General features: G+C 47.0%; 10 protein-coding genes. 9 read left to right on the forward strand and 1 reads right to left on the reverse strand.

The genetic code is table 11. The features are described 5' to 3' along the window. Positions 1-3: 3 nt before the first annotated feature. Positions 4-1,074 (reverse strand): iron-sulfur cluster carrier protein ApbC, encoded by a 1,071-nt coding sequence (gene apbC, locus KDW99_RS13765; protein WP_255825509.1) that lies wholly within the window; start codon positions 1,072-1,074, stop codon positions 4-6. Positions 1,075-1,315: 241 nt separating this feature from the next. Between apbC and metG the strand changes: the two genes are divergently transcribed. The 9 genes from metG to KDW99_RS13810 all read left to right on the forward strand — a co-directional run bounded on the left by metG (position 1,316) and on the right by KDW99_RS13810 (position 12,723). After that, entirely contained in the window at positions 1,316-3,367 is a 2,052-nt protein-coding gene (metG, locus tag KDW99_RS13770) for a methionine--tRNA ligase (protein ID WP_255825511.1), read from the forward strand. Between the two features lie 282 nt (positions 3,368-3,649). Beyond that, positions 3,650-4,231, forward strand: coding sequence for an electron transport complex subunit RsxA (gene rsxA, locus KDW99_RS13775; RefSeq protein WP_012069258.1), 582 nt, complete (start codon positions 3,650-3,652; stop codon positions 4,229-4,231). A 10-nt stretch (positions 4,232-4,241) separates the two neighbouring features. Further along, positions 4,242-4,838 (forward strand): electron transport complex subunit RsxB, encoded by a 597-nt coding sequence (gene rsxB / locus KDW99_RS13780; protein ID WP_255825517.1) that lies wholly within the window; start codon positions 4,242-4,244, stop codon positions 4,836-4,838. Next, positions 4,838-7,822, forward strand: coding sequence for an electron transport complex subunit RsxC (gene rsxC, locus KDW99_RS13785; RefSeq protein ID WP_255825519.1), 2,985 nt, complete (start codon positions 4,838-4,840; stop codon positions 7,820-7,822). Before rsxB ends, rsxC begins: the two co-directional genes overlap by 1 nt. Then, positions 7,823-8,881 (forward strand): electron transport complex subunit RsxD, encoded by a 1,059-nt coding sequence (gene rsxD, locus KDW99_RS13790; protein WP_255825521.1) that lies wholly within the window; start codon positions 7,823-7,825, stop codon positions 8,879-8,881. Then, positions 8,881-9,498: an electron transport complex subunit RsxG gene (gene rsxG / locus KDW99_RS13795; RefSeq protein ID WP_255825523.1), complete on the forward strand. Its 618-nt coding sequence runs from the start codon at positions 8,881-8,883 to the stop codon at positions 9,496-9,498. Before rsxD ends, rsxG begins: the two co-directional genes overlap by 1 nt. A gap of 15 nt (positions 9,499-9,513) precedes the next feature. After that, positions 9,514-10,275 (forward strand): electron transport complex subunit E, encoded by a 762-nt coding sequence (locus KDW99_RS13800; RefSeq protein WP_255829292.1) that lies wholly within the window; start codon positions 9,514-9,516, stop codon positions 10,273-10,275. Between the two features lie 349 nt (positions 10,276-10,624). Beyond that, positions 10,625-11,260 carry an endonuclease III gene (gene nth, locus KDW99_RS13805; protein WP_255825525.1) on the forward strand — a complete coding sequence of 212 codons (636 nt, stop codon included), beginning with the start codon at positions 10,625-10,627 and terminating at the stop codon, positions 11,258-11,260. Between the two features lie 137 nt (positions 11,261-11,397). Beyond that, positions 11,398-12,723, forward strand: a complete 1,326-nt coding sequence (locus KDW99_RS13810; RefSeq protein ID WP_255825527.1) for an aspartate aminotransferase family protein — start codon at positions 11,398-11,400, stop codon at positions 12,721-12,723. The last annotated feature ends 57 nt before the right edge of the window (positions 12,724-12,780 follow it).

Consider the following 12,780-nt stretch of genomic DNA (forward strand, 5'->3'; position numbering starts at 1 on the left):
TCCTCAATCGTCGCTCATGCCAATAATCGGCATCGCTGTTTGTTCATTTTGTTGGGATGCAAGGGTAGCACCAAGCTTGCGTGCAATCGACTGATAAATGCCTGCAGTATCACTTTCTGGGGCATTTACCACGATTGGTCGGCCAGCATCACTCTGTTCGCGGATCGCTAGGCTGAGTGGTAGTTTACCCAATACATTAACATCGTATTCTTTTGCTAGGCTCGCGCCACCTTCGTCACCAAAGATGGCTTCGTGATGACCGCAGTTAGAACAGATGTGCGTCGACATGTTCTCCACCACGCCCAATACTGGAATGTTTACCTTGTTGAACATTTCAATACCGCGGCGAGCATCCAATAAAGCGATGTCTTGTGGTGTGGTGACAACAACAGAACCGGCAACTGGGACTTTTTGCGCCAGCGTCAGTTGAATGTCGCCTGTACCCGGTGGCATGTCGATAAATAGGTAATCAAGGTTATCCCAATCGGTTTGCGTTAGGATCTGCATCAAGGCGCCTGTCACCATAGGACCACGCCATGCAACTGGCGTGTCTTTAGTGGTCAGAAACGCCATGGACATCACTTGCACGCCAAAGGCCGTTGGTGGGATGAAGAATTTCTCGTCACGGACTTGTGGGCGAGTACCCTCTTCAAACCCTAGCAACATGCCTTGGCTTGGGCCATAGATGTCTGCATCCAGAATACCAACGCGAGCGCCCTCTTTTGCCATAGCAAGAGCAAGGTTAACTGTGGTGGTGGACTTGCCCACGCCACCTTTGCCAGACGCTACGGCGATGATGTTTTTCACGCCTTTCATGCCTGGAATGCTGCCTTGTGTGGCTTGGCTTTTAACTTGAAAGTCGATGTCTAACACCAAGTTACGAGAATCGCCCAAGAGTTCTTTGATCTTGGCTTCTAGTTGAGCTTGTTGTTTTTGCGCAGGATAGGCGAGCGTTAAAGTGACATGAACTCGGCTGTCGTCTGCAACAACATTCCAAACAGCACCATAAGGTTGGCCGCTGTTGTCGTCGATTAGGGTTTCTAAAGTCGCCTGTAGTTGGGCATTAGTTAGCATGGGGGCTCCTAGTTAGGCGTATTTTAAAGAGTGTTTATTTTATAACGTTGAGCCAAGTGTGGGGGCAAATTGCAGAAAAGCAAGACTGGGATACAAGACTAGCGCTTGCACACGCGGAATTGGGACTTATAATGTCGCTTTTCTTAGAGAATCTATCTTTTAGGCGCTTTATTCATTCGTCATCTACGTCTAATTATTGATAGAATAACCGACCTTTTTTAATCCAGCAGGCTTATCAAAAATGGCACAAACGCAACGCAAAATTTTAGTCACCAGCGCCCTTCCTTATGCCAATGGTTCTATCCATTTGGGGCATATGCTGGAACACATCCAAACCGATATCTGGGTGCGTTTTCAAAAAATGCGCGGCCATCTTTGTACAGCAGTGTGTGCGGATGACGCTCACGGCACGGCGATTATGATCAAAGCCGCGCAAAATGGCATTACATCAGAAGAGTTGATCGAAGGGGTTCGCCAAGAACACATGGCAGACTTTAATGACTTCTTGATTGGTTACGATAATTACCACTCAACACATTCTGACGAAAACCGCGAATTCTCAAACAGCATTTACACAGCTCTTCGTGACAATGGCAAAATCGCGGTACGCTCTATCGTGCAAGCGTACGACCCAGAGAAAGAAATGTTCCTTGCGGATCGTTTCATTAAGGGGACTTGCCCTAAGTGTAAAGCAGAAGATCAATACGGCGACAACTGTGAAGTCTGTTCTGCCACCTACACACCAATGGAAATGATCAATCCGCGCTCTGTTTATTCTGGCGCGACGCCAATTGAAAAAGACTCAGAACATTATTTCTTTAAATTGCCAGACTTCCAAGATTTCCTAGCGAAATGGACACGTAGCGGCACTTTGCAAGACCAAGTGGCTAACAAGCTATCTGAGTGGTTAGATTCTGGTTTGAAAGAATGGGACATCAGCCGCGATGCACCTTACTTTGGTTTTGAAATCCCAGACGCACCGGGTAAATATTTCTACGTTTGGCTAGACGCACCAATTGGTTATATGGCGAGCTTCAAAAATCTGTGTGATCGCACCGAAGGTTTGGAGTTTGATGATTACTGGGCGAAAGATTCCGACGCCGAACTTTACCACTTCATCGGTAAAGACATTATCAATTTCCATGCTTTGTTCTGGCCTGCCATGTTGGACTGTGCTGGCTACCGCACACCGACAGCGGTTAACGCACACGGTTATGTAACCGTTGACGGCGAAAAAATGTCTAAGTCGCGCGGTACCTTTATTAAAGCCCGCACTTACTTGAAGCATTTGGATCCGCAATACTTGCGTTACTACTATGCAGCCAAGCTAAACTCTCGTGTTGACGATATCGATCTTAGCCTAAGCGATTTCTTGCAGCGCGTGAATTCAGACGTCGTGGGTAAAGTCGTTAACATAGCGAGCCGTACAGCGAGCTTCATCAACAAGAAGTTCGATGGTCAATTGGCAAATGATGTGAGCGAAGCGGAGATGATCCAATCTTTCGTTGACGCTGGCGATGTAATTGCCGAGCACTTTGAAAGCCGCGAATACGGTAAAGCCATTCGTGAAATCATGCGCCTTGCTGACGTAGCGAACGAATACATTGCCGTTCAAGCACCTTGGGTGTTGGCAAAAGACGAAGCAACTTTACCGAAGGTTCAGGACGTTTGTACCGTTGCCTTGAACTTGTTCAGCATATTGGCAACTTATTTGAAACCAGTCATGCCAAACTTGGTGGCCGACGCGGAAGCCTTCCTTGGCAAAGAGCTAACTTGGGATAACCGCAGCGAATTGTTGTTTGGCAACACAGTGAACAAATTCAAGCCGCTGATGGGTCGTATTGAGCAAGCACAAATCGATGCCATCATCGAAGAAGGCAAGGTAGAAGCGGCGGCAGAGGCAGCAGCAAAAGAAGCAGCGCAACCGACTCAAGCGGAAACCGAACTAAGCAAAGAACCAATCGAAGCAGAAATCAATTTCGATGACTTTGCAAAAGTGGACTTGCGCATCGCTTTGATCGTTAAAGCCGAGCACGTTGAAAAAGCCAATAAGCTGCTAAAATTGACCTTAGACATTGGTGGCGAAACACGCACTGTGTTCTCTGGTATTAAGTCAGCTTATAAGCCAGAAGACTTAGAAGGCAAACACACCGTGATGGTTGCCAACCTTGCACCTCGCAAAATGAAGTTTGGTATGTCAGAAGGCATGGTATTGGCAGCAGGCCCTGGTGGTGAAGAAATTTATCTTCTAGAACCTCACGCTGGTGCAAAACCTGGCCAACGCGTGATGTAAGCCACACGGCATAGTCCTATACAGCCAAGAAAAGCAATACATTCCAGTGCTCACCTTAGTAAATAAGAAAGATTCTTAATAAGGTGGGCATTGGCATTAATAAAAAAACATAAATCGAACTTATATAAGCATAACTTATTATCTATATACTAAATCGGACTAGAAATACAAAAGCTTTAGTCTTGTTAGTTATAAGCAGATTGGTATAGTTACGCTCAAAGATACTTTTCTCTTAAAGGTATCTAAAACCACATACTATTCACCGCATACTTTGGATTTGAGATGACTGAATATCTCCTGATACTGGTCAGTACCATTCTGGTTAATAACTTTGTATTGGTACAGTTTCTGGGCCTATGCCCTTTCATGGGCGTGTCTGGGAAACTAGAAACCTCTATTGGCATGGCAATGGCGACGACCTTTGTTTTAACCTTGTCCAGCCTGTGCAGTTATCTAACTTATACCTACATACTTCAGCCATTTGGCCTTGAATACCTACAAACCATTTCTTTTATCTTGGTGATCGCCGTTGTTGTGCAATTCACTGAAATGGTGGTCCATAAAACCAGTCCGCTACTGTATCGCGTATTAGGTATTTTCCTACCTCTTATCACCACAAACTGCGCCGTATTGGGTGTGGCTCTGCAAAACATCAGCAAGCAAAACGGTTTTGTTGAATCCATTCTTTATGGTTTTGGTGCGGCGGTGGGCTTTTCCTTCGTATTGATTTTGTTCTCTGCCATGCGCGAACGCATCAACGTGGCGGATGTACCGACTGTTTTCAAAGGTTCCGCTATCGGCATGATTACCGCTGGTCTTATGGCCCTTGCTTTCATGGGCTTTACCGCCCTTGTGCAGATTTAGGAGTCAGACGATGTTTACTGTTTTACTCGCCATCGGCATTTTAGTTCTTTTATCGCTTATTTTCGGCGCTATTTTGGGTTATGCCAACGTGCGTTTCCACGTTGAAGGCGACCCAATAGTCGACCAAATCGATGCCCTTCTGCCACAAACACAGTGTGGCCAATGTGGTCATCCAGGCTGCCGTCCATATGCCGAAGCCATTGCCAACGGTGAAGCCATTAACCATTGCCCTCCTGGCGGTCAAGCCACCATCCAAGCCCTAGCCGATTTGTTGGATGTAGAAGCGGTTCCTTTAGATGGCGATCACGGCGCAGAAAGCGCGAAGCGTGTCGCGGTTATCCGTGAAGACGAATGCATCGGTTGTACTAAGTGTATTCAAGCGTGCCCTGTAGACGCGATTTTAGGTGCGGCGAAACAAATGCACACCGTTATAGCAGATGAATGCACAGGCTGTGACCTTTGTGTCGAGCCTTGCCCTGTAGATTGTATTGATATGGTAGAAGTAGGCGTGACAGCGAAAACTTGGTCTTGGGATAAACCGCAAGGTATCGCGGCAACTTCATTAAACGTTATTGCCACCGACCGCCAAGCGGAGGTGACGCATTGATGCAAGCTGATAAACAACAAACAGCAAAGGTGTTTTCTTTTCACGGCGGCATTCACCCACCGGAAAACAAAGCGCAATCTCTGCAATTACCTTTGGGTCGACCAAGCCTACCTAACGAGCTTATTTTGCCTCTTGGACAACATATTGGTCAGAGCTCTCGCCCGTTAGTCAAAGTGGGCGACAAGGTATTAAAAGGCGAAACCATCGCCATCAATAATGGTTTTTTAAGCAGTTTTTTACATGCGCCGACTTCTGGCACGATCGCCGCTATTGAAGAGCGCCTAATTGCCCATCCATCTGGTTTAAGCGACCTTTGTATTATCCTCACACCTGATGGCGAGGATACATGGGCAAACCTTGAGCCACTAAGCAATTGGCAAGATATCAGTAAAACAGACGTTCTGGCGTATTTGTCTGAAATGGGCATCATAGGTATGGGTGGTGCTGGCTTTCCAACGCAAGTAAAACTTCAAGGTGCCCACAAGAATCCACTGACGCATTTCATTATTAATGCGGCAGAATGTGAACCTTACATCACCGCTGATGATATGTTGATTCGTGAGAAAACCTTAGAGTTAGTGTTAGGTATCGAGATACTTCAACACCTTGTTGAGGCAGATAACATTGTCATTGGTATTGAAGACAATAAACCGACCGCCATTGCGGCATTAAAAGCCGTATTGACTGAACGCAACAGCAAGATTCAAATTGCGGTTGTGCCAACTAAATACCCTTCTGGTGGCGAAAAACAATTAATCCAACTATTAACGGGCAAAGAAGTCCCAAGTGGGCAATACCCAGCAGACATTGGCGTTTTATGTCAAAACGTCGGCACCTGTGTGGCAGTTCACGATGCGATTACACTTGGTAAACCACTCATTTCACGTTTTACCACCTTAACGGGCGATGCATTAAAAAACCCGCAAAACGTCGAAGTACTGTTCGGAACGCCAGTAGCGCATTTATTGGAATACGCCGATTCTGAACCGAAAAAACTCAGCCGTTTGATCATGGGCGGCCCAATGATGGGCTACACCTTAGATTCAGCCACGGTACCGATTGTAAAAACCAGTAACTGCATTTTAGCCGCCAGCAAAAAAGAACTGCCTGCGCCGGCACCAGAGCAAGCCTGTATCCGTTGCGGCATGTGCGAGCAAGCCTGCCCTGCTAGCTTGTTGCCTCAGCAGTTGCTGTGGTTCAGTAAAAGCCAAGAGTTTGAAAAAGCCGAACACCATAACCTATTCGATTGCATCGAATGTGGCGCTTGCTCTTATGTTTGCCCAAGCAGCATTCCGCTGGTGCAATATTACCGTCATTCCAAGAGCAGCATCCGTGAAGCTCGCGAAGCCAACGTCAAATCAGACTTAGCCAAGCAACGTTTTGAAGCTCGTAAAGCTCGCCAAGACGCAGAAGCCGCGGAGAAAGAAGCCAAACGCCTTGCTCGTCAAAAAGCGACATCCGACAAAGCGACAGATAAGAAAAAAGCTGCGCCAGCGAAAGCTGCTCCAACGGCCGCTGCTGCGCCTGCAACCAACGACGAATCGAAAAAGCTCAAGGTCGATATTGCCATTGGCAAATCCAAATTGAAGAAGTTGCAAAAGCAGTTGCTTGAAGCGCAAGAAAACGAGCACGTAGAAGAGATCAACAGCTTGCAACTGCAAGTCACCGATCAAGAAAAAGCCATCGCAACACTGGAAGAACAGCTTGCGCAAATTCCAAGCGCAGCGCCTGCCACTCCAGTGGCAAATACCGCCAAAGCAAGTCCAGCGACTGTTAGCGACGAGCTGAAAAAAGCCAAAGTTGATGTAGCCTTGATTGGCGTGAAGCTGAAGAAACTGCAAAAGCAGCTTATAGAGACACCAGATGATCAAGAGTTGAAAGACAAGATCAGCGCTTTTGAAACCGATCTAAAAGCCGCGCAAGACACAGTCAGTAAGCTAAATGGAAGTACTCAGCCAAGCGCAAACGCGGCAGCAACCGAACCAAAAGCCGCGATTAGCGATGAATTGAAAAAGCTAAAAATCGATGCAGCCATTGCCAAAGCGGCAGTGAAAAAAGTCGAAAAAGCCTTGAAGAAGGCGGAAGAAATAAACGCGCCTGAAATCGAAGCGATTCGCCAGCAATTGCAAGAAGCCCAGCAGCGAGCTGATGAACTGGAACAAGCCTTAGCTAATCCAGAAGCTGCAGCACCCAAATCGGCTGCAGAAAAAACAGAGCCCGCTGCCAACCTTGATGCCGACGCAGTCAAAAAACGCAAGATCGACCTAGCCATTGCCAAGGCAGGTGTTAAAAAAGCCGAGAAAAATATTCAGCTTCTGAAAGAGCAAGGTAAAGACGAGGCTGAAATCAATGCGTCGGAATGGCCGAGCAAACTAAAAGAAGCACAAGATAAACTCGCTGCACTTGAGAAAGAACAAGCTGCAGAGACAACGGCACCTTCCGTCGCAAAAGAAGCCAGTGCACCAGCGTCACCAGTTGCCTCAGCAAACGTCGATGCGGATGCCGCTAAGAAGCGCAAAATAGACCTAGCTATCGCCAAGGCCGGTATCAAGAAAGCCGAGAAAAACATTCAGCTTCTAAAAGACCAAGGCAAGGACGAAAGCGAGATAGAAGCATCGGAATGGCCTAAAAAACTCATTGAAGCACAACAAAAGCTAGCCGCGCTTGAAGCAAATGAAAGCGCACCAGCAGCAACGACCGCTCCTGTTTCCTCTCCAGCAGAGAAAGCTGCGGATTCGACAGCTGACAGCGAAGCTAAAGTCGAACCAGAAATGGATTTAGCAACGCAAATCAAGAAAGAAAAAATCGCTGTCGCGCTCGCCAAAGCGCAAATTAACAAGCTCAACAAGCGCTTAGAAAACTCGCCTGAAGACGCCGACAGCATCAATCAAGAGATTGCCGCCACTGAGAAACGTCTGCAGAGCGCCGAAACCTTGTTAGAAAAACTTATTCATTCGCAAACCAACATGCAAGAGAATCGTTAAATGGCATTATTGAGGATCACCTCCCCCCACACACAACGTGCAGGACGTCGCACCTCTTGGGTGATGCAGATGGTCATTTTAGCGACCATTCCTGGCATAGTCGTACAGACTTGGCTATTTGGCTGGGGCACGCTAATCAACCTAATGATCGCCTGCATCACTGCATTATTAAGTGAAGCGGCTATTTTAGCCATTCGTCGTCGTGCTGTCGGTTTCTTCTTGAAAGATTACAGCGCTCTATTAACCGCGGTGCTGTTAGGCGTTGCCTTGCCTCCCGTTGTGCCTTGGTGGGTAACGGTGACAGCGGTGGCGTTTGCGATTATCTTTGCCAAGCAACTTTATGGTGGCTTGGGCAACAACCCGTTTAACCCTGCTATGGTCGGTTATGCCATTGTGCTGGTATCTTTCCCTGTGCCAATGAGCCAATGGCTTGGCGTACAAAGCATGATTCCAGCTGGTGAGACTTTGTCCTTCATGCAGAGCTTGCAGGCTATTTTCCATCACTTACCCGTGATTGATAGTTACACCATGGCGACGCCTTTAGATGGCTTCAAACATAAAGATCTATTAGATTCGCAAGCCGCCTTTAGCAGTATTGCCGCTCTTCAAGGGCCAAGTTTAAACAGCTGGCTTTGGGTAAACGCAGCGTATCTTGTCGGTGGTCTTGGATTGATCTGGCTACGTATTATCACCTGGCACACGCCAGCGGCAATGTTGGGTGCATTACTGGTCATGGCGGGTGTTTTTCACCTATTTGACCCAAGCAATACAGCAACGCCTTTCTTTCACCTAACCACTGGCGCAGCCATGTTTGGCGCCTTCTTTATTGCCACTGATCCTGTGTCGTCTTGTACCAGTAATCGCGGCAAGCTGATTTATGGCGCAGGCATTGGCATCTTGATCTACATTATTCGCTCTTGGGGTGGTTACCCTGACGGCGTAGCATTTGGCGTCTTGCTAATGAACTTCGCCGCACCGCTAATCGACTACTACACACAACCGAGAACTTATGGCCATAAAAAAGCTAAGACAGGCTTAAAAATTGGGGAAGATAACTAATGGAATTATTAGCCTCTATTCGTCGTAACAGTCTTGGTCTGGGCATCTTCGCGGTACTTACAGCGGGCCTCATTGCCATTACCCACCAGCTGACTGATAACACCATTAAGAACAATATTTTGGATGCGCAAATTTCAGCCTTCAACGAAATACTGCCAGCCAATCTGTATGATAACGACTTAACCAAAGACACAGCGACACTACCTGCTGATCCATTACTTGGCAGCGAAGAAGGCATAAAAATTCACATCGCTCGTAAAAATGGCGAAGTCTCTGGCATCATCTTCGAAACCATTGCACCACGCGGCTATAATGGCAATTTAGATATGCTCGTTGCCATTGATAAAAACGGCGTCGTCACAGGTAGCCGTGTAATTAGTCATAAAGAAACACCAGGACTTGGCGACAAAGTAGACCTCAAGAAATCCAAATGGATTTTAAGCTTTGCCAACAAGTCGTTAGACAATCCTAGCTTAAAAGGCTGGGGCGTGAAAAAAGACGGTGGCGACTTTGACCAATTTACCGGTGCGACCATCACCCCTCGCGCTGTGGTTCGCGCCGTAAAAAATACTCTTATTTATTTTGATCAACACAAAGATACGCTATTAGCGTATTAGGACAGACTAATGAAAATGAGCGCAGAAACAGCCGCAAGCGACGCTACTCAAGAAGAGAGCAAGCCAAGCGCCAATTACGCTGAAATCATTTATAACGGCATCTGGAAAAACAACCCTGCCCTAGTTCAATTACTTGGCTTATGCCCAATGTTGGCGGTAACCAGTACCGTCGTTAACGCCTTAGGTCTTGGCTTAGCGACTCTGGTTGTATTGGTCGGTTCCAACATTGCGGTTTCCATCATTCGTAATTACGTTGCGGATGCCGTGCGCCTACCGGCTTTTGTGATGATTATCGCGTCGTTTACCACCTGTATCGAATTAATCATGCAGGCTTACACTTATGAGCTTTATCAAATTCTAGGGATTTTCATTCCACTTATCGTGACTAACTGTGCGATTCTTGGACGTGCTGACGCCTTTGCCAGCCGCAACCCTGTGCTACCTTCAGCGCTAGATGGTTTTATGATGGGCTTGGGCTTCATGTTTATCCTTGTCACCTTGGGCGCAATGCGTGAGCTAATTGGGCAAGGGACACTGTTTTCCGATATGCAGCTTCTATTCGGTGACATGGCAATTCATTGGAAAATCGTCGTTTTTGAAAATTACCCAAATGTCTTGTTTGCTGTATTGCCACCAGGTGCCTTCATTGGCTTAGGTTTGTTGATTGCCGGTAAAAACTACCTAGACGAACGCGAGAAGAAACGCGTTGCAGCACAAAAAGCCAAAGACGGCCCAAGTGCATCAAAACGCGTTCGTGTGACTGGGCAAGTTAGCTAACACTTTACACCAAGATCAAGACAACCCCATCCTAGCCTTCCCCTTGAAGATAAGGGGAAGGAATAAAAAAGCTCTAAGCTCCTCCCCCTGCTAAGGGGGGAGGCTGGGAGGGGGTCAAAAAATTAATAACCCCATCCTAGCCTTCCCCTTGAAGATAAGGGGAAGGAATAAAAAGCTCTAAGCTCCTCCCCCTGCCAAGGGGGGAGGTTGGGAGGGGGTCAAAAAATTGACAACCCCTTCCTAGCCTTCCCCTTGAAGATAAGGGGAAGGAATAAAAAAGCTCTAAGCCCCTCCCCCTGCCAAGGGGGAGGTTGGGAGGGGGTCAAAAAATAAATAAAGGCTATTTACTGTGAACAAAGACAAGCGCTACGAGATTTTTTCTCGCTTACGAGCTGAAAACCCAAATCCCGTAACTGAGCTGGAATACAACTCGCCTTTTGAGCTTTTGATTGCGGTTTTATTCTCAGCCCAAGCCACTGATGTTAGCGTCAACAAAGCCACACGCAAGCTTTTCCCTGTGGCCAACACGCCAGAAACCATGCTCGCCCTTGGCGTAGATGGCTTAAAAAGCTATATCAAAACCATTGGCTTATTTAACGCCAAAGCCGAAAATGCCATTAAAACTTGCCAGATTCTGATCGAAAAACACAACAGTGTTGTACCTGAAACGCGCGAAGAGCTTGAAGCCTTACCTGGCGTTGGCCGCAAAACCGCCAACGTGGTTTTAAACACGGCATTTCGACAAGTGGCCATGGCGGTGGATACGCATATCTTTCGTTTTGGTAATCGCACAAAAGTCGCACCGGGAAAGAACGTCTTAGAAGTAGAAATGAAGCTACTGAAATTTGTGCCAAAGGAATTTCTCTTGGACGCTCACCACTGGATGATTTTGCATGGCCGCTACATCTGTGTAGCTCGTAAACCTAAATGCGATGCCTGTATTATTGAAGACCTCTGTGAGTACAAAGACAAGACGTCTACCTAATTAAGTTATAGACCTTTAGTTAAGACTCTTTAGTTAACTAAAGACTAACCTAAATTTAAATAACATCGCATTTATTAAACCTTTCCAGCTCGGCATTCTTACTCTATTAGATTTCACTTTTTTAGAGGGAGAATGCCATGAGTCATCGTTTAACCCAAGCCCAGCTTGATGCCCATTGGATGGCCTACACAGGCAATCGTCAATTCAAAAAAGATCCTCGCATAATCACTTCTGCTGCTGGCAACTATTACACCGACAGTGATGGCAGAACGATTTTTGATGGTCTGTCTGGCTTATGGACTTGTGGTTTGGGACATAGCAACCCAGCCATTAACGAAGCGGTAGCTCAGCAAGTTAAAACCCTTGATTACTCCCCTGCTTTTCAATTCGGTCACGAGAAATCTTTCTTGTTAGCGGAACAGATTACCGAGTTTATGCCTGCGGGATTAAATCGTATTTTCTTCACAGGCTCTGGTTCTGAATCTGTCGATACGGCACTAAAAGTGGCCCGGGCTTACTGGCGTAAAAAAGGCATGGGTACGAAGACCAAATTCATCGGTCGTGCCAAAGGTTATCATGGCGCGGGGATTTCAGGTTTCAGCGTCGGTGGTATTCCTGCAAACCGTACGCTTTACGGCCAAGGTTTAGAATCCTACCACCTTCCTCATACGCAAGTTCCAGGCAGCGAGTTTTCCAAAGGCATGGCCGAGCAAGGCAAAGAGCGCGCGGATGACCTGCTAAATCTAATCATGATGCACGATGCGTCTAACATTGCCGCGGTGATCGTTGAGCCTATGTCAGGTTCTGCTGGTGTGATTGTGCCACCGAAAGGCTATTTACAACGTTTGCGCGAAATCTGTGATCAGCACAATATCTTGTTAATTTTTGATGAAGTCATTACGGCTTTTGGCCGCATGGGCGCAAAAACTGGCGCAGAAGCCTTTGGCGTGACGCCTGACGTGATTACCATGGCAAAACAAGTAACTAATGGTGTTATCCCAATGGGCGCTGTGGCCTTCAAACAAGAGATCTACGATACCTTCATGGATAACGGCGGCCCTGACTACATGCTGGAAATCCCTCATGGTTACACCTATTCGGCTCACCCTATTGCTTGTGCCGCGGCGCTAGCATCACTTGATGAAATCAAGAAGCAAGGCTTGATTGAACGTGTTAACAGCATGAGTTCAAGCTGGGAAAACAGCGTCCACCAGCTGAAAGATGCCAGCCCTATGATCACAGACATTCGTAACTATGGATTTGCCGCAGGTATTACTATTGCGCCAATCGATGGCGAGCCAGCGAAACGTCCGTTCCAAATCGCTATGGCCATGTGGGACAAAGGGTATTATGTACGTTATGGCGCTGATACTATTCAATTAGCCCCGCCATTTACAACAGAGCAATCCGAAATCGACAGCCTGATCAATGCTCTGGGCGAGACAATTAAGCAACAAAACTAACAGACGCTACCAGCCTTAGTAATACACTCTAATCAAGGTGTTGCCGATAAGTTCCCA

This window comes from Marinomonas rhizomae (assembly GCF_024397855.1).
Lineage (GTDB): Bacteria > Pseudomonadota > Gammaproteobacteria > Pseudomonadales > Marinomonadaceae > Marinomonas > Marinomonas rhizomae_A.

Coding starts and splice junctions, on each gene's coding strand:
- rsxA (WP_012069258.1), top strand. CDS start 3,650: ATGACTGAATATCTCCTGATACTGGTCAGTACCATTCTGGTTAATAAC.
- metG (WP_255825511.1), top strand. CDS start 1,316: ATGGCACAAACGCAACGCAAAATTTTAGTCACCAGCGCCCTTCCTTAT.
- rsxG (WP_255825523.1), top strand. CDS start 8,881: ATGGAATTATTAGCCTCTATTCGTCGTAACAGTCTTGGTCTGGGCATC.
- apbC (WP_255825509.1), bottom strand. CDS start 1,074: ATGCTAACTAATGCCCAACTACAGGCGACTTTAGAAACCCTAATCGAC.
- KDW99_RS13800 (WP_255829292.1), top strand. CDS start 9,514: ATGAGCGCAGAAACAGCCGCAAGCGACGCTACTCAAGAAGAGAGCAAG.
- rsxC (WP_255825519.1), top strand. CDS start 4,838: ATGCAAGCTGATAAACAACAAACAGCAAAGGTGTTTTCTTTTCACGGC.
- rsxD (WP_255825521.1), top strand. CDS start 7,823: ATGGCATTATTGAGGATCACCTCCCCCCACACACAACGTGCAGGACGT.
- rsxB (WP_255825517.1), top strand. CDS start 4,242: ATGTTTACTGTTTTACTCGCCATCGGCATTTTAGTTCTTTTATCGCTT.
- KDW99_RS13810 (WP_255825527.1), top strand. CDS start 11,398: ATGAGTCATCGTTTAACCCAAGCCCAGCTTGATGCCCATTGGATGGCC.